The sequence below is a fragment of the Streptomyces sp. Ac-502 genome, assembly GCF_045222935.1.
GTDB lineage: Bacteria > Actinomycetota > Actinomycetes > Streptomycetales > Streptomycetaceae > Streptomyces > Streptomyces monomycini.
Window position 1 is genome coordinate 6321880 of record NZ_JBHFFO010000001.1, and the last position, 17788, is coordinate 6339667.

General features: G+C 72.9%; 9 protein-coding genes and 4 pseudogenes. 10 read left to right on the forward strand and 3 right to left on the reverse strand.

The features are described 5' to 3' along the window. Window positions 1-26: 26 nt before the first annotated feature. On the reverse strand, window positions 27-791 hold the full coding sequence (locus tag ACEXOX_RS28905) for a TetR/AcrR family transcriptional regulator (protein ID WP_406524066.1): 765 nt from the start codon (window positions 789-791) through the stop codon (window positions 27-29). Window positions 792-932: 141 nt separating this feature from the next. On the opposite strand from ACEXOX_RS28905, the gene ACEXOX_RS28910 reads away from it, so the two are divergent. After that, window positions 933-1937, forward strand: coding sequence for an ATP-binding cassette domain-containing protein (locus tag ACEXOX_RS28910; protein ID WP_406524067.1), 1005 nt, complete (start codon window positions 933-935; stop codon window positions 1935-1937). Continuing rightward, entirely contained in the window at window positions 1934-2767 is an 834-nt protein-coding gene (locus tag ACEXOX_RS28915) for an ABC transporter permease (protein WP_406524068.1), read from the forward strand. Before ACEXOX_RS28910 ends, ACEXOX_RS28915 begins: the two co-directional genes overlap by 4 nt. A gap of 116 nt (window positions 2768-2883) precedes the next feature. On the opposite strand, the gene serC is transcribed toward ACEXOX_RS28915, so the two are convergent. Further along, window positions 2884-4002 (reverse strand): phosphoserine transaminase, encoded by a 1119-nt coding sequence (serC, locus tag ACEXOX_RS28920; protein ID WP_406524069.1) that lies wholly within the window; start codon window positions 4000-4002, stop codon window positions 2884-2886. Between the two features lie 17 nt (window positions 4003-4019). Further along, window positions 4020-5053, reverse strand: a pseudogene (locus ACEXOX_RS28925) (helix-turn-helix transcriptional regulator). Between the two features lie 77 nt (window positions 5054-5130). On the opposite strand from ACEXOX_RS28925, the gene ACEXOX_RS28930 reads away from it, so the two are divergent. From ACEXOX_RS28930 to ACEXOX_RS28965, 8 genes and pseudogenes are all read left to right on the forward strand, one after another. Further along, window positions 5131-6525, forward strand: a complete 1395-nt coding sequence (locus ACEXOX_RS28930; RefSeq protein WP_406524070.1) for an FAD-binding oxidoreductase — start codon at window positions 5131-5133, stop codon at window positions 6523-6525. A gap of 101 nt (window positions 6526-6626) precedes the next feature. Further along, window positions 6627-9522, forward strand: a pseudogene (locus tag ACEXOX_RS28935) (FAD-binding and (Fe-S)-binding domain-containing protein). Between the two features lie 98 nt (window positions 9523-9620). Further along, the gene (locus ACEXOX_RS28940; protein WP_406524071.1) at window positions 9621-10604 is read left to right on the forward strand and encodes an EamA family transporter; all 984 of its coding nucleotides are present in this window, start codon (window positions 9621-9623) and stop codon (window positions 10602-10604) included. Between the two features lie 219 nt (window positions 10605-10823). Then, the gene (locus ACEXOX_RS28945; protein ID WP_406524072.1) at window positions 10824-11327 is read left to right on the forward strand and encodes a hypothetical protein; all 504 of its coding nucleotides are present in this window, start codon (window positions 10824-10826) and stop codon (window positions 11325-11327) included. 439 nt (window positions 11328-11766) lie between these two features. Continuing rightward, entirely contained in the window at window positions 11767-12567 is an 801-nt protein-coding gene (locus ACEXOX_RS28950; protein WP_406524073.1) for a TIGR03084 family metal-binding protein, read from the forward strand. Continuing rightward, window positions 12564-14270 carry an acyclic terpene utilization AtuA family protein gene (locus ACEXOX_RS28955; protein ID WP_406524074.1) on the forward strand — a complete coding sequence of 569 codons (1707 nt, stop codon included), beginning with the start codon at window positions 12564-12566 and terminating at the stop codon, window positions 14268-14270. Before ACEXOX_RS28950 ends, ACEXOX_RS28955 begins: the two co-directional genes overlap by 4 nt. Next, a pseudogene (locus tag ACEXOX_RS28960) lies at window positions 14267-15863 on the forward strand (acyl-CoA carboxylase subunit beta). The gene ACEXOX_RS28955 and the pseudogene ACEXOX_RS28960 overlap by 4 nt, the downstream one beginning before the upstream one ends. A 7-nt stretch (window positions 15864-15870) precedes the next feature. Then, a pseudogene (locus tag ACEXOX_RS28965) lies at window positions 15871-17768 on the forward strand (acetyl/propionyl/methylcrotonyl-CoA carboxylase subunit alpha). Window positions 17769-17788: the final 20 nt, after the last annotated feature.

Consider the following 17788-nt stretch of genomic DNA (forward strand, 5'->3'; position numbering starts at 1 on the left):
CGGACGCGGGTGGCTGAGCGGCGCGCTCAGCCGCCGCGCTTCTCGATGTACGCCGCGCAGCCGTCCAGCAGCCGCCCGAGGCCCAGTTCGAACAGGCCGTCGCCGTCGTAGTCCTCGTCGAACGCGAAGGTGTCCTCGGAGAGCCCGGCGAGATGCGGGTAGCGGCCGCTCTCCATCGCCTGCACGAGGAACGGGCCCTGGATCTTCCACCACTCGTCCTCGGTGATGCCGGTGCGCTTCTCCGCCATCGCCGAGCTCAGCCGGGTGCGGGCCGCGCCCGCGACATAGCCCTCCACGATCATCAGCAGCCGGATCTTCTCCGGGTCGGGCAGGGTGAGGCCGGACATCCCGCGGATCGTGTGCTCCAGCACCTCCACCGAGTTGGGGCCCAGCAGCGGGCGGGTCTGGTCGACCTGGAGCAGCCAGGGGTGGCGGTGGTGGAGCTGCCAGGCGCGGCGTGCGACGTTCTCCAGGACGGCCCGCCAGCCGGCCTCGGGGCCGGGGAACGCGTCGGCGCCGAACTCCGCGATCTTGTCGAGCATCAGGTCCAGCAGCTCGCCCTTGCCCGGGACGTAGCGGTAGAGCGACATGGTGCCGACGCCCAGTTCGGCGGCGACCCGGCGCATCGAGACGGCGCCGATCCCCTCGGCGTCGGCCACCGCGATCGCGGCGGTGACGATCCGGTCGAGGGTCAGGCCGGGCTTGGGGCCGCGGGTGGGACGCTCGCCGGTGCCCCAGAGCAGCTCCATGCTGCGTGCCGCGTCGCCGCTGCCGCTGTGTTCTGTCGTCATGGTGCGCTCAGTGTAAGCCGCCGAGCAAAAACCGGGTACGTCGTACGCGGTGTCAGGTACGGTGTACGCGTAACTGGGTACGCCGTACTCGGAACGGGGGCGGCGTACCCGTCCGGACACAGGGGAAGGACGGGGGAACGCATGCGGACGACCGAAACGGCGGTCCTGGCGGAGGGACTGGCCAAGCGGTACGGGGCCAAGCGGGCGCTCGACGGCTTCGACCTCGCCGTGCGGCGCGGCACCGTGCAGGGCCTGCTCGGCCCCAACGGCGCGGGCAAGACCACCGCCGTACGCATCCTGGCGACCCTGCTGCGCCTGGACGGCGGACGGGCGGCGGTCGCCGGGCACGACGTGGCGCGCGAGCCGCACGCCGTGCGCAAGCGGATCGGCCTGGCCGGGCAGTACGCCGCCGTCGACGAGATCCTGACCGGACGGCAGAACCTGGAGATGTTCGGGCGGCTCTTCCACCTCGACGGGCGGCGGGCCCGGGCCCGCGCGGACGAGCTGCTGGAGCGCTTCGGCCTGTCCGACGTGGCCGGCAAGCAGGTCAAGGCCTACAGCGGCGGCCTGCGGCGGCGCCTGGACCTGGCGTCCAGCGTGCTGCTCGCACCCGAGGTGCTGTTCCTGGACGAGCCGACCACCGGACTCGACCCGCGCAGCCGCAACGAGGTCTGGGAGACCGTCCGTGACCTGGTCGCGGGCGGTACGACGGTCCTGCTGACCACCCAGTACCTCGACGAGGCCGACCAGCTGGCCGACCGGATCGCCGTCATCGACCACGGCCGGACCGTCGCGGAGGACACCCCGGACGGGCTCAAGCACGGCATCGGCGGCGACCGCGTCCAGGTGGTGCTCCGCGACGCCGCCGAGCTGCCGCGGGCGGCGGGGATCGTGGCGCGGGTGGCCGCGGACGGTGCCGCGCCGGACACGGACGTGGCGGAACGGCGGGTCGGCGCGCCGGTGACGGACGGCGTGGCGGCGCTGACCGCGGTGGCGCGGGCGCTCCAGGACGCGGGGCTGGACGTGGCGGACATCGGGCTGCGGCGGCCGACGCTGGACGAGGTCTTCCTGCGGCTGACGGGACACCGTACGGAGGCCGCCGCGGACGCTAACGCCCCCGCGCGCCGTACGGAGGCCGCCGCATGAGCACCCCCACCGGAGCCCCCGCGCTCGCCCCCGCCCCCGAGCGGCGCCTGTACTGGGCCTTCGCCGACTGCTGGACCATCGTCCGCCGCGACCTGACCCACCTCGTCAAGCAGCCCGTCAACGTCGCCTGGCAGCTCGGCTTCCCGATCGTCTCCGTGCTGCTCTTCGTCTACGTCTTCGGCAGCGCGATGGACGTCGGCGGCGAGGGCTCCTACCGGGACTACGCCATGCCCGGCATGTTCGCCATGACCATGGCCTTCGGCTTCATGAACACCGCGATGCTGGTCGCGGTCGAGAAGGACCGGGGCGTGACCGACCGGTTCCGTTCGATGCCGATGGCGCGTTCGGCGGTGGTCAGCGGGCGGGGCGTGGCGGACGTGTGCGGCGCCGCGCTGGATCTCGCGGTGCTGGCGGCGATCGCCGTCGTCGTCGGCTGGCGCTCGGACGGCGGCGCGCTCGCCACCCTGGCCGCCTTCGCCCTGCTGCTGCACCTGCGCTTCGCGCTCATCTGGGTCGGTGTGCTGCTGGGCCTGCTGGTGCCCAACCAGGAGGCGGCGGGCGGGCTGTTCGCGCTGGCCTTCCCGTTCGGCATGATCTCCAGCGTCTTCACACCGCCGTCGATGATGCCGGACTGGCTGGGCGCCATCGCGATGTGGAACCCGGTCTCCTCCACGGCGAACGCCGTCCGTGAACTCTTCGGCCGTCCCGGCACGTTGGGGGACAGCTGGATCGAACAGCACGCCCTGCTGATGGCGGTGGTCTGGCCGCTCGCCCTCACGGCGGTCTTCCTGCCGCTGGCGGTACGGCGCTTCCAGCGGCTCAGCCGCTGAAGGGCCGTGCCCCTTCCGGGAACGCCGTCCGGGCCTCGGCGGATGCGATCCCCGGAACGCCGCCAGGCCCCGGCGGATTCGACCCGCCGGGGCCCGGACGCGTGCCGCGGTGCTTCCTACAGCTTGCCGATGACGTGGTCGATGCAGGCGGTCAGCGCCTCGACGTCCGCCGGGTCGACCGCCGGGAACATCGCCACCCGCAGCTGGTTGCGGCCCAGCTTGCGGTACGGCTCGGTGTCGACGATGCCGTTGGCGCGCAGCACCTTGGCGACGGCGGCCGCGTCGATCTCGTCGTCGAAGTCGATGGTGCCGATGACCTGCGAACGCTTGGCCGGGTCGGTGACGAACGGCGTCGCGTACTTGGAGTCCTCGGCCCAGCCGTACAGCGTGCGCGAGGAGGTCGCGGTGCGCCGGACCGCCCAGTCCAGGCCGCCCTGCCCGTTGATCCACTCCAGCTGCTCGTTGAGCAGGAACAGGGTGGCCAGCGACGGGGTGTTGTACGTCTGGTTCTTCAGCGAGTTGTCGATCGCGGTCGGCAGCGAGAAGAACTCCGGGATGTGCCGGCCGGAGGCGTGGACACCGCGGGCGCGCTCCAGGGCGGCGGGCGAGAAGACGCCGATCCACAGGCCGCCGTCGGAGGCGAAGGACTTCTGCGGCGCGAAGTAGTACACGTCGGTCTGCGCGATGTCCACGGGCAGGCCGCCGGCGCCGGAGGTGGCGTCCACCAGCACCAGCGAGCCGTCGTCCGCGCCCGCGACGCGCTGGACGGGGGCGGCGACGCCGGTGGAGGTCTCGTTGTGGGTGAAGGCGTAGACGTCCACGCCCTGCTCCGCCTTGGGCTCCGGGTGGCTGCCCGGGTCGGCGGAGATCGTGGTCGGCTCGGCCAGCCACGGCGCCAGCCCGGCGGCCTTGGCGAACTTCGAGGAGAACTCGCCGAAGGTCAGGTGCTGGGACTTGTTCTCGATCAGGCCGTGGGTCGCGATGTCCCAGAACGCGGTGGAACCGCCGTTGCCGAGGACGACCTCGTACCCCTCGGGCAGCTGGAACAGGTCACGTACGCCGTCGCGGACCCTGCCGACCAGGTTCTTGACCGGTGCCTGGCGGTGGGACGTGCCGAGAAGAGAACTTCCGGTGGCGGCGAGGGCGTCGAGCGCCTCCGTACGCACCTTGGAGGGGCCCGCGCCGAAGCGACCGTCGGCGGGCTTGATGTCAGCGGGAATCTGGATATCAGCCACGGGCGAAGCGTAATCCGTCACGGGGCCCGATCAGGACCAGGGTCCACCGGGTGAGACGGAACGGGTGCCGCCGTGCGACAGGTGTCCGGCTGCCGGACGTCCGCGTACAGGGCGGTGACCGAGGCGGCGGCCCGCGCCAGCTCCGCCCGGGCCTCCGGCGGGCCCAGCACCTCCAGGGACGTGGTGAACTGGAGCAACTGGCGTACCGCGCGCAGCTCCTGCAACGCCAGTTCGACCGTCACCCACGTCCCGCCGGTGTCCCGCGGCGGCTCCACCAGCGCCGTACCGATGATGCGGACGAACAGGTCCAGGCGGGACCGGAGCACCCGGGCCGTCACCCGCAGCCCGGCCTGCCGGGTCTCCACCTGCTGCCGCAGCGCCTCCCACGCGTCGGCCAGCTCCACACCGTCGCGGCGCCGCACGGGCGTGTCGAGCACGGTGGCCGCGACCACCCGGTCGGCCCGGAACAACTGGCCGCGCCGCCGCCGGTCCGCGACGAGGTACCACGTCCCGGCCTTGGAGACGAGCCCGTACGGATCGACGGTGTACGTACGCGGATCGGTCTCGCCGCTGTGCCGGTACCGCAGCCGCAGCCGCCGGTCGGCGAAGACCGCGGTGTGCAGGGCGTCCAGCTCCACGGCCGGCTGCGGCCCCGAGAGCCAGCGCCCGGGATCGACCAGGATGCGGCGGCTGGTCAGCTCGGCGGCGGGCCGGTGCGGCGCGGGCAGCGCGGCCATCACCTTGCGCAGCGCGGAGCCGAGCGCGTCGTCCAGCCCGAGCGCGCGGTGCGCCCCTCGGCGGCCAGCACGAACAGCGCCCGCGCCTCGTCGGTGGTCAGCCCGGTCACGTCCGTACGGAACCCCGGCAGCAGCGCGATGCCGCCGTGCCGCCCCCGCTCCGCGTACACGGGTACACCGGCCGCCGACAGCGACTCGACGTCGCGGTAGATGGTCCGTACGGACACCTCCAGCCGCGTCGCCAGCTCGGTGGCCGGAACGCGGCCGCGGGTCTGGAGGAGCAGGAGGACCGAGAGGAGGCGGTCGGATGTCACGCGGGCGGTCCAGTCTTCCGGAGAAGCCGACGGAAAACCTGACGGCCGGTGTCAGGTTATGGCGGGACGGTCGCGGTATGAAGACCACGCACAGTGAAGTTGCCACCGCCTCTGCCCCTGACTCCACCGCCACCGGTTTTCCGGTCCCGTACACGCTCTCCGAGCTGGCCGGCCGCGTCACCGGCGTCGTCCTCCTGCCCGGTGACGACGGGTACGAAGCGGAACGGACCGGGATCCAGACCGGGCACGCCCACCGTCCCTCGGTGATCGTCGGGGCGGACACGGCGGCGGACGTCGTGGCGGCGGTCCGGTACGCCGGGGCCAACGGGCTGCCGGTGTCCGCGCAGTCGACCGGGCACGGGCTGGCGGCGGCCTCCGACGGAGGAGTGCTGATCAGTACGCGCCGGATGGACGAGGTGCGGGTCGACGCGGAGGCGCGCACCGCGTGGGCCGGGGCGGGCGCGCTCTGGGCCGATGTGATCGAGGAGGCCGGGCCGTACGGGCTGGCGCCGGTGAACGGGTCGTCGCCCGGCGTGGGGGTGGTGGGCTACACGCTCGGGGGCGGGCTCGGCATCCTGGGCCGGGAGTTCGGTTACGCGTCGGACCGGGTGCGGCTGGTGGAAATGGTCACCGCGGACGGCGTACTGCGCTGGGTCACGCCGGAGCGCGACGCCGAACTGTTCCGGGCGCTGCTCGGCGGCGGGCACGGGCTGGGGGTGGTGACCGGCCTGGAGTTCGGGCTGGTGCCGGTGGAGCGGGTGTACGGCGGTCAACTGGCCTTCGGCGCCGGCCTGATGGACGAGGCGCTGCCTGCGTACCTGGCCTGGACCGAGGACCTGCCCGACGCGCTGACCTCGTCGGTCGGCCTGATCGCGTACCCGGACGTCCCGGCGGTGCCCGGCCATCTGCGCGGCCGCCACCTCGCGCAGATCCGGATCGCGTACACGGGACCGGTGGCCGAGGGCGAGCGGCTGGTCGCGCCGCTGCGCGCGGTCGGGCCGCGGGTGGCCGACACGCTGCGCGACATGCCGTACACCGAGTCGCACACCATCCACCAGGACCCGGAGACGCCGCACGCCTACGACGGCGACAGCGTCCTGCTCAGCGGCCTGGACGCGGCGGAACTGCGCGAGGTGACGGCGCTGACAGGGCCGGACGCCCCGATGATGACCGTGGTGCAGCTCAACCACCTCGGCGGCGCGCTCGCCACCGGCGGCGGCTCGGTCGGCCACCGGGACGCGCGGTACCTGCTGCGCCTGCTGTCGCCGCTGGACGGCACGGACGTCGCGGCCGTACGGGCCCTGCACGCGCGGGTGCGGGCGGCGCTGGCGCCCAAGGCGGTCGGCCGCAGCGTCAACTTCCTGTTCGGCGAGCACGGTGACGCGATGGCCGACGCGTACGAGGAGGACGTGTACCGGCGGCTGGCCGCCGCCAAGGCGGCGTACGACCCGGAGAACCTGTTCCGGGCGTAGGCAGGAGTAGAGCTGCGTAGCCGGGCATAGCCGGGCGGTATCCGGGCACCGGCGGGTGCCTGGATGGGCGCGCGCCTCGGCGGAGTGGGCAGGCTGGGGGCATGGCTGATCTTACGAAGACACCCGGGACACCGGACGGTACGCGGGAACTGGCCCGGGAGTTGGCGGACGCCGTACGCGGCGAGGTCTTCGCCTGCCGCCGGGGACCGGGCACTACGACGATGGACGCCTCCGCTACCGCCGGGTGCTGCGGGCGGCGGTCGCGCCACGGGACGCGGAGGACGTCGCCGCCGTCCTGCGGGTGTCGCGGGAGCACGGCGTGCCGGTGGTGCCGCGCGGCGGGCGGCTTGCCGCATCGCCGGCCAGTCGGCGTCGGCGTGGTGCTGGACTTCACCCGGCACCTGCGGCGCATGTCGCTGGACGCCGAGGCCGCTACGGCGGTCGTCCAGCCGGGCGTGGTCCTGGACGACCTGCGGGCGTCAAAGGCCGGGCGCCCACGGCCTGACCTTCGGGCCCGACCTGTCCACCCACAGCCGCTGCACCCTCGGCGGCATGATCGGCAACAACCCTGCTCGCACTCGGTGGCGTGGGGCACCACCGACAGCGTGCGCGAGCTGGAGGTGCTGACGTACGGGGGCGAGCAGTGGCCGCGCGCCGGGCGGAAGCGGCGGCATTCGACGCGCTCCCGCAGCGGCTGCGGGACGGCGTACGGACCCTGGTGAACGGCGATCTGGCGCTGCTGCGTACCGGCTACCCCTACCTCGCGCTGTATCTCCGGTTACGCGCTGACGCTCTGCTGCCCGAGAAGGGCACCGATCTCGCGCGGGCGCTCACCGACAGCGAGGGCACGCTCGGCGTGCTGACCGAGGCCACCGTCGGCCTGGTCAGGCCGCCCGCCGCCAAGGCGCTGGCGGTCCTCGGATACGCGGACGAGAGCGCCGCGGCCGAGGCGGCGCACACGCTGCTCCCGTACAGGCCGCTGACCGTCGAGGGCATGGCGGCCGACCTGGTGGCGGACGCGACCGGCCTGCCCAAGGGCGGTGCGTGGCTGTTCGTCGAGATGGGCGGCGCGACACCCGCCGAGGCGCTCGCCCGCGCCGAGGAACTGTGCCGGGGCGCGAGCGCGGCCACCACCGATCACACGGTGGTGACCGATCCGGCGCGGCAGCGCGCCCTGTGGCGGGTGCGCGAGGACGCGGCCGGGACCGCGACCCGCATGCCGGACGGCTCCGAGGCGTGGCCCGGCTGGGAGGACTGCGCGGTGCCGCCCGAGCGGCTCGGCGCCTACCTGCGGGACTTCCGGGCCCTGCTGGCCCAGCACGGCCTGCGCGGCACCCCGTACGGGCACTTCGGTGACGGCTGCATCCACGTCCGTATCGACTTCGACCTGCTCAGCGCGGCCGGGGTCCGCCGGTTCCGCGAGTTCTCCTGCGACCTGGGCGATCTGGTCGTGGCGCACGGCGGCTCGCTCTCCGGCGAGCACGGCGACGGGCAGGCCCGCGCCGAGCTGCTGCCCAAGATGTACGGCGGCGAGCTGGTCGGCCTCTTCGAACGCTTCAAGGACCTGTGGGACCCGGCGGGCGGCCTGAACCCCGGCATGCTCGTCCGGCCCGACCGGATGGACGAGAATCTGCGCTTCACACCACTGCCGCGGAAGCCGGTGGACGTCGAGTTCGGATACCCGCACGACAGCGGGGACTTCTCGGCGGCCGTCCGGCGCTGCGTCGGCGTCGCCAAGTGCCGTAACAGCGTCCCTGGCGGCTCGGCCGTCATGTGCCCGTCGTACCGCGCCACCGGCGAGGAACGGCACTCCACCCGGGGCCGCGCCCGGCTGCTGCACGAGATGCTCGCGGGCGAGGTGATCACCGACGGCTGGCGCTCCGAGGAGGTGCGGGACGCGCTGGACCTGTGCCTGTCCTGCAAGGGCTGCCGCAGCGACTGCCCGGTGGGCGTGGACATGGCCACGTACAAGGCCGAGTTCCTGCACCACCACTACGCGGGGCGGCTGCGGCCCGCCGCGCACTACTCGATGGGCCGCCTGCCGCGCTGGCTGCGCGCGGCGGCCCCCGTCGCGCCGCTGCTCAACGCGCTGGCCAGGACACCGCTGGCCGGGGCGGGCAAACGCCTCGGCGGGATCGCACCGCAGCGGGCGATCCCGGAACTGGCCGGTGAGCCGTTCGTACGGTGGTGGTCGAAGCGGGGGCCCCGGAGGGGCCGGTGGGCGTGGACATGGCCCGGGAACGGCCGGCGCTCCTGTTGTGGCCGGACACCTTCACCAACTACCTCGCCCCCGAGGTGGGCCGCGCCGCCGTCCACGTCCTGGAGGCCGCCGGACTCGACGTCCGCCTGCCCGCGGCGGGCCGCCGCCGGGCGTCGCTGTGCTGCGGCCTCACGTATGTCTCCACCGGGCAGCTCGACCAGGCGCGCGCGGTCATGCGCCGGACGGTGGACGCCCTCGACCCGCTGCTGGCCGACGGCACCCCGCTGACCGTCCTCGAACCGAGCTGCGCGGCCGCGCTCCGCACCGACCTGCCCGAACTCCTCTCCGACGACCCGCGGGCCGCGCGGGTGGCCGCGTCCGTACGGACCTTCGCGCAGACCCTGGAGGAACAGGCACCCGCCTGGGAGCCGCCGCGCGTGGACCGCCCGGCCGTCGGCCAGACCCACTGCCACCAGCACGCCGTACTCGGCGAGGCGGCCGAACAGCGTCTGCGCGCCCGTGCCGGGCTGGACGGCGGGCTGAGCGGCGGCTGCTGCGGACTGGCCGGGAACTTCGGCTTCGAGCGCGGCCACTACGACGTGTCCGTGGCCTGCGCGGAAGAACAGCTCCTGCCGTCCGTACGGGAAGCGGAACCGGGGGCGGAGGTGCTTGCGGACGGCTTCTCCTGCCGCACCCAGATCGGCCAGCTCACCGGGCGGCGTGCGCGGCACCTGGCGGAGGTGCTGGCGGAGGGGCTGGCCGGCGAGCAGGTCGCGGAGCCGCCATCGCTGCCCTGACAGTACGGAACCCCACATCCGCTATGTCCGCCCGTCCGGCATATCGCCAGGTGGACATCACATTTCCCGGCGCGGGAGGCGGGCCTTAGCGTGTGCGTGTGAACGAGTCGCGCCACGAGTCCAGCAGCCTCCCGCCCGTACCTCCGGTCCCGGAGCCGGTGCCGGTCACGGTCCCGGGCCCCGAGGCGGTCCCGGCCTCCGCCGAGGTCCGGGCCGCCGAACAGGACGCGGCGGCGGGCGGGCGCCTGACGTCCGTGGCACTGGTCATCGGCGGCATCATCTCGCTCCAGTTCGGCGCCTCGGTCGCGGTCCTGCTCTTCCCGCGGGCCGGCGCGCTCGGCGTGGTCACCCTCCGGCTGGTCGTCGCCGCGCTCGTCCTGTTGATCGCCTGCCGCCCGCGGCTGCGCGGTTACTCGCGGGGCGACTGGGCCACGGTCCTCGCCTTCGGCGTCGCGCTGGTCGGCATGAACTCCCTCTTCTACGAGGCGATCGACCGCATCCCGCTGGGTGCCGCCGTCACCCTGGAGTTCATGGGCCCCCTCATCCTGTCGGTGGTCACCTCGCGCCGGGCGCTGAGCCTGGTGTGGGCAGCGCTCGCGCTGGGCGGAGTGGTCCTGCTCGGCCGGGAGGGCTTCGACGGACTCGACCCGCTCGGCGCCGGCCTGGCACTCACGGCCGGTGCGCTGTGGGCCGCGTACATCCTGCTGTCCTCCCGTACCGGACAGCGCTTCCCGCAGGCGGACGGGCTGGCCCTGGCGATGACCGTGGCGGCGCTGCTGAGCCTGCCGCTCGGCATCTCCACCGCCGGTACGGCCCTGCTGGACCCGGCCACGATCGGCCTGGGCGCCGCCGTCGCCCTGCTCTCCTCGGTCACGCCGTACACCCTCGAACTGCTCGCCCTGCGCAAACTCCCGGCCTCCGGCTTCGCCGTGATGATGAGCCTGGAACCGGCCGCCGGTGCGCTCGCGGGGTTCCTGGTTCTGCACCAGTCGCTGGGGTGGGCCGAGGTGGTGGCTATCGGGCTGGTGGTGCTGGCGAGTGTGGGGGCTGTGCGGAGTGCGGGTGGGGCGGGGAAGGGGTGAGGTTTTCGCGCTTCGCGCGGGGTTGCGCTGACGCGCGGCTTGCACGGGTTTCGTCGGGCGGCGGCCAGGGAGCTGCCACATCGGAGTGAGTGGTCGCGTGATGCCGATGCTGTACAGGTCTCCGTCTCTGGACGCCGATGATCACCGTGTCCTCGCGGAGATCGAGGAAATGCGGCAGGCGCTGCGGCAACTGCTCCGCGCCCGGCCTCCCTGGTCGGGATGGTCTTCGCGCTGCTGCCGGCGTTCTGGGGGTCGAAGGTGCGCCGCACCGTCTACCAGCAGGACGCCGAGCTCTCCGATCAGCAGGCCATTCGCGACATCCGTGAACTGGTCCGCCTGGGGTGGCTGGTGCCGCACGGCAAGGCGCGGGCCCGTTTCTATGCTTCCGGGCCCCGGATGGAGGTCGCCCAGCGGGAGGTCCGCCAGTCTGTGGCGTTGACGTTCGCGCTTCGCGCGGGGGTTTGCGCTGGCGCGCGGCTCGCATGGGTTGCGTTGTGGTGGCGGGGGCGCGCAGGGGGCCAACTCTCCCCCAGCCTTCAGCCGGGGGACCCCCACGGCACCGTGCACGTCCTCGTCAGGGACATTGGGGACGCAGATACCCGGCTGCCTGCGGGGATGGCCCCCTACACGCCCCCTCGGGCCGGTTTGGCGAGTCCGGGTCAGCTGGGGGAGTTTTCGATCTCCCTGGTGCCCGCCCTCCTGAGGGTGAGGCGCACGGGGTGAAGGCGGTAAAGCGGGCCGCTGTACGGCGGTGAGTCGCGCGCGCCGGGCCGACGGGCGCGGCGGGCGGCAGGGCCGCGCCGCGATGCGTGGGTGTTCGTCTTGTGAGATCCCCAGCCCGATCGCTTCCGATAGTCGCCGTACGGCCAGGGCTCGGGGACACGTAGGGGCTCCCCGCAGGCAGCCGGGTATCTGCGTTCCCTTATGTTTCTGACTTGGTCGTGCACGGTGCCGAGGAGTGACCCCTGCGGGGCCCCGAGCCCCCACCCACCGGACCCACCGCGCAAAGCGCGCGCACCCACCAGCCAGCCCCCGAGCTCAGAAAATCATGCAGGCGTGCTTGATTGTTTCTGGTCGCGCTGTCACGCTCGGACCGCAACGCGTACCGCATGAGTCAACGAGCCCTGCCCGCACGGCAGATGGCCGACGAGGGGAGTGCCGCGTGTCCGACGCCGAGGCCGTACTGGCCGATCTGAGGGACGAAGGGGACGCGCTCGACGCGCTGGTCGGCGGGCTCGCGCCGGAGCGGTGGGCGGTGCTGACCCCGGCCGAGGGGTGGACCGTCGCCCACCAGATCGGGCACCTGGCCTGGACCGATCGGCAGGCGCTGCTGTCCGCGACGGATCCTGCGGCTTTTCAGGGCGCCGTTCAGCGGGCCCTGGCCGCTCCCGCGACCTTTGTCGACGAGGGGGCGGCGGAGGAGGCGCAGGCGCCTCCCGATCGCCTGCTGGCTCGTTGGCGGGCGGGGCGGGGTGAGTTGCAAGAGGTGCTTGCCGCGCGGCCCCCGGGAGAGAAACTTCCCTGGTACGGGCCGCCCATGAGCGTCGCTTCGGTGGCCACCGGGCGGCTGATGGAGACCTGGGCGCACGGCCAGGACGTCGCCGACGCGCTCGGGGTGACGCGTGAACCCACCGCCCGGCTGCGGCACGTGGCCCGTATCGGGGTGCGGGCGCGGAATTTCGCGTACGCGGCGCATGGGCTGGCCGCTCCGGAGGAGGAGTTCCGGGTCGAGTTGCGTGCTCCCGGGGGTGGTGTCTGGGCGTACGGGCCGGAGGATGCGGCTCAGCGGGTGAGTGGGGACGCGCTCGGGTTTTGTCTGCTGGTGACTCAGCGCGCCCACCGTGACGATGTGGATGTGCGGGCGGACGGGGCGGATGCCGACCGCTGGCTGGGTATCGCCCAGGCGTTCGCCGGTCCGCCGGGTAAGGGGCGGGAGCCGGGTGGCCGGGAGGGCGGGCGGTGACCGGCGGTGGGGAAGTGTTGCGGGTCGGCAATGCCTCCGGGTTCTACGGGGACCGCTTCGATGCTGTGCGGGAGATGCTCACCGGTGGGCCGTTGGATGTCCTGACCGGCGACTATCTCGCTGAGCTGACCATGCTCATTCTGGGCCGCGACCGGCTCAAGGACCCCGCGCGCGGTTATGCGAAGACGTTCCTGCGGCAGTTGGAGGAGAGTCTGGGGCTGGCTGTCGAGCGTGGGGTGCGGATCGTCACCAATGCCGGAGGGCTCAATCCTGCCGGGCTGGCCGATGGTGTGCGGGAGTTGGCGGACCGGCTGGGTGTGGCGGTCCGGGTGGCTCACGTGGAGGGTGACGATCTCATGGCCCGGTACGCCGGGCGTGCGGGTGTGGTCACGGCCAATGCCTATCTGGGCGGTGAGGGCATCGCCGCGTGTCTGCGGGACGGTGCCGATGTGGTCGTGACCGGCCGGGTCACGGATGCCGCGCTGGTCAGCGGGGTGGCAGCGGCGCATTTCGGCTGGGCGCCCACTGATCATGACCGGCTGGCCGGCGCGGTCGTGGCGGGGCATGTGCTGGAGTGCGGTACCCAGGCCACCGGCGGCAACTACTCGTTCTTCGCAGCTCACGACCTTCGTCGGCCCGGCTTTCCGGTCGCCGAGATCACCGCTGACGGGTGCTCGGTGATCACCAAGCATGCCGGTACGGGCGGGGCGGTGACCGTCGGCACCGTTACTGCGCAGCTGCTCTATGAGACGGCCGGCGCGCGCTATGCGGGGCCGGATGTGACGGCGCGACTGGACACGGTGTGTCTGACGGAGGTCGGGCCGGATCGGGTGCGGGTCGACGGGGTGCGGGGTGAGGCGCCGCCGCCGACGGTCAAGGTGGGGGTGACCCGGCTCGGCGGGTGGCGCAACGCGGTCACGTTCGTGTTGACGGGCTTGGACATCGAGGCCAAGGCCGCCCTGGTCAAGGGGCAGATGGAAGCGGCTTTCGCGGCTGCCGAGCGCCGTCCGGCTTCCGTGGAGTGGTCGTTGGCTCGGACCGATCATGTGGATGCCGCTGTCCAGGAGGAGGCGAGCGCGCTGCTGCGGCTGGTGGTGCGGGACGCCGATCAGGACGCGGTGGGGCGGGTGGTGAGTGGGGCGGCGATCGAGCTGGCGCTCGGCAGCGTTCCTGGGTTCCATGTGACGGCGCCGCCGGGCAAGGGTGAGCCGTACGGTGTGTTCGAGGCGGAGTATGTGGATGGGGCGGGTGTGCCGCATGCCGCCGTACTGCCTGATGGTGGTCGTGTCGAGATGCCGCCGCCTGCGGAGACGCGTGAGCTGGTGCCGCTGCCCGACCCCGCCCTGCCCGAGCCCCTCGTCCACGGCGGCCGGACGCGCCGGGCGCCGCTCGGCCTGGTGGCCGGGGCCCGCAGTGGTGACAAGGGCGGTTCGGCGAACGTCGGGGTGTGGGTCCGTACGGACGCGGCGTGGCGTTGGCTGGTGCATGAGCTGACCGTCGAGCGGCTTCGGGAACTGCTGCCGGAGACTGCCGGGTTGGCTGTCACGCGTCACGTTCTGCCCAATCTGCTGTCGCTCAATTTTGTGATCGACGGCCTGCTCGGTGCGGGCGTCGCCGCGCAGGCCCGCTTCGACCCGCAGGCCAAGGCCGTGGGGGAGCGGCTGCGCGCCCGTCATCTGGACATACCGGAGGTGTTGTTGTGACCGTGCTCGGCAGCCGGCTGGACCCGTCAGGGCCGGAGTACCTGGCCAACCGGGAGGCGATGCTCGACAGGCTGGCGGAGGTCGGTGCCGAGCATGCCAAGGCCATCGGTGGGGGTGGTGCGAAGTACGTCGAGCGGCATCGCAAGCGCGGCAAGCTGCTCGCCCGTGAGCGTATCGAGCTGCTGCTCGACCCGGACACGCCGTTTCTGGAGCTGTCGCCGCTGGCCGCCTGGGGCAGCGACTATCCGGTGGGTGCGTCGCTGGTCACCGGTATCGGGGTGATCGAGGGGGTGGAGTGCCTGGTCACGGCCAATGATCCGACCGTACGGGGTGGGGCGAGCAACCCCTGGACGCTGAAGAAGGCGCTGCGCGCGAACGAGATCGCCTTCGCCAACCGGCTGCCCGTCGTGTCGCTGGTGGAGTCCGGGGAGCGGATCTGCCCAGTCAGAAGGAGATCTTCATTCCGGGGGTGCGCTGTTCAAGGACATCACCCGGTTGTCCGCGGCCGGTATCCCGACCGTGGCCGTGGTGTTCGGCAATTCGACGGCGGGCGGCGCGTACATCCCGGGCATGTCCGACCACGTGATCATGGTCAAGGAGCGGGCGAAGGTGTTTCTCGGCGGGCCGCCGCTGGTCAAGATGGCCACCGGGGAGGAGAGCGACGACGAGTCGCTGGGCGGCGCCGAGATGCATGCCCGTACCTCCGGGCTCGCGGACTACTTCGCCGTGGACGAGCCGGACGCGCTGCGCCAGGCGCGCCGCGTCGTCGCCCGGCTGAACTGGCGGAAGGCGCATGCCGATCCGGGCGTGGCCGAGCCGCCGAAGTACGACGAGGAGGAACTGCTGGGCATCGTGCCCGGTGACCTCAAGGCGCCCTTCGACCCGCGCGAGGTCGTCGCCCGTGTCGTGGACGGGTCGGACTTCGACGAGTTCAAGCCGCTGTACGGGCCGAGCCTGGTCACCGGCTGGGCCGAGCTGCACGGCTACCCGGTCGGCATTCTCGCCAACGCGCGGGGCGTGCTGTTCAGCGCGGAGTCGCAGAAGGCCGCGCAGTTCATCCAGCTCGCCAACCAGCGTGACATCCCGCTGGTCTTCCTGCACAACACCACCGGCTACATGGTCGGCAAGGAGTACGAGCAGGGCGGCATCATCAAGCACGGCGCGATGATGATCAACGCGGTCAGCAACTCGCGGGTGCCGCATCTGTCCGTGCTCATGGGGGCGAGCTACGGCGCCGGGCACTACGGGATGTGCGGCCGCGCCTACGACCCGCGCTTCCTGTTCGCCTGGCCCAGCGCCAAGTCCGCCGTGATGGGGCCGCAGCAGCTGGCGGGGGTGCTGTCGATCGTGGCGCGCGCTTCCGCCGCCGCCAAGGGGCAGCCGTACGACGACGAGGCGGACGCCGGGCTGCGCGCCATGGTGGAGCAGCAGATCGAGTCCGAGTCGCTGCCGATGTTCCTGTCCGGGCGACTGTACGACGACGGCGTCATCGACCCGCGCGACACCCGAACCGTCCTCGGCCTGTGCCTGTCCGCCCTGCACACCGCCCCCGTCGAGGGCGCGCGCGGTGGCTTCGGCGTCTTCCGGATGTGAGGTACCAGTGATCTCTTCCCTCCTCGTCGCCAACCGTGGCGAGATCGCCCGCCGCGTCTTCCGCACCTGCCGGGAGCTGGGCATCGCCACGGTGGCCGTGTATTCCGACGCGGACGCCGACGCGCCGCACGTCCGCGAGGCCGACACCGCCGTACGCCTCCCGGGCAGCGCCCCGGCCGACACGTACCTGCGCGGCGACCTGATCGTGAAGGCCGCGCTCGCCGCCGGTGCCGACGCCGTCCACCCCGGTTACGGCTTCCTCTCCGAGAACGCCGGGTTCGCCGCGGACGTCGCCGACGCGGGCCTGGTCTGGGTCGGTCCGCCGCCCGCCGCCATCGAGGCGATGGCCTCCAAGACGCGCGCCAAGGAACTGATGGCGGCGGCCGGGGTGCCGCTGCTCGCTCCCGTCGATCCGGAGCGGGCGACTGCCTCCGACTTGCCGCTGTTGGTCAAGGCGGCGGCTGGTGGTGGTGGGCGCGGTATGCGGGTCGTACGGGAACTGGCCGCGCTGCCGCGGGAGATGGCGGCGGCACGGGCGGAGGCCGCGTCGGCGTTCGGGGACGGTGAGGTGTTCGCCGAGCCGTACGTCGTCGGTGGGCGGCATGTCGAGGTGCAGGTCCTCGCGGATGCGCACGGTACGGTCTGGACGCTCGGTACGCGGGACTGTTCCCTTCAGCGCCGGCACCAGAAGGTGATCGAGGAGGCCCCTGCGCCCGGGCTCTCCGACGAGCTGCGCGCCACTCTGCACGCGGCGGCCGCCGATGCCGCCAGGACCATCGGCTACCGGGGCGCGGGCACGGTCGAATTCCTCGTTTCCGGTACCGGCCACGCTCACTTTCTGGAGATGAACACCCGCCTACAGGTGGAGCATCCGGTCACCGAGGCCGTGTACGGCGTCGATCTGGTCGCCCTGCAAGTACGGGTGGCCGAGGGGAGGCGCTGCCGGACGAGCCGCCCGCGCCGCGCGGGCACGCCGTCGAGGCCCGGCTGTACGCCGAGGACCCGGCGGCGGACTGGCAGCCGCAGACCGGCACGGTGCACCGCCTCTTTGTGCCCGAGGGCGTCCGGCTCGACTCGGGTGTCGACGACGGCGCTGTCATCGGCGTGCACTACGACCCGATGCTCGCCAAGGTCATCGCCTGGGCGCCGAGCCGTGCCGATGCCGTACGGAAGCTGGCGGGCGCGCTGGAACGGGCCCGTGTGCACGGCCCGGTCACCAACCGCGACCTGCTCGTACGGTCCCTGCGGCACCCCGAGTTCGCCACCGCGACCGGACTGGACACCGGGTTCTACGACCGCAACCTGGGCGGGCTGACAAAGACCCCGGACGCCACGGTCACCGGCCTGTGCGCGCTGGCCGCCGCCCTCGCCGACGCGCACGGCCGGTCCCGCTTCGGCGGCTTCCGCAACGTACCGTCGCAGCCGCAGACCAGGACGTACGCCTGCGGCGGCAGCGAGCACGAAATCCGCTACCGGCTGGGCCGCGACGGGCTGCGTGCCGAGGACTTTCCCGGTGTACGGCTCCTGTCGGCCGCGTCGGGGCGGGTGGTGCTGGAAGTGGGCGGCGTGCGGAGTGAGTTCGCCGTCGTCCGCTACGGTGATCAGGTCTTCGTGGACTCCGCCGCCGGCTCCCGCGCCCTCCTCGCCCGGCCCCGCTTTCCCGACCCCACCGCCCGTACGGAACCGGGGTCGCTGCTCGCCCCGATGCCCGGCACGGTCGTCCGGGTGGCCGACGGCCTGGCCGAGGGCGACCGCGTCGAAGCCGGGGCCCCGCTGCTCTGGCTGGAGGCGATGAAGATGGAACACAAGATCACCGCGCCCGCCTCCGGCACGCTGACCGCCCTGCACGTCGAGGCCGGCCAGCAGGTCGAGGTCGGCACGCCGCTGGCCGTCGTCACCGAGTGAGAGCCGCGATCCGCGATCTG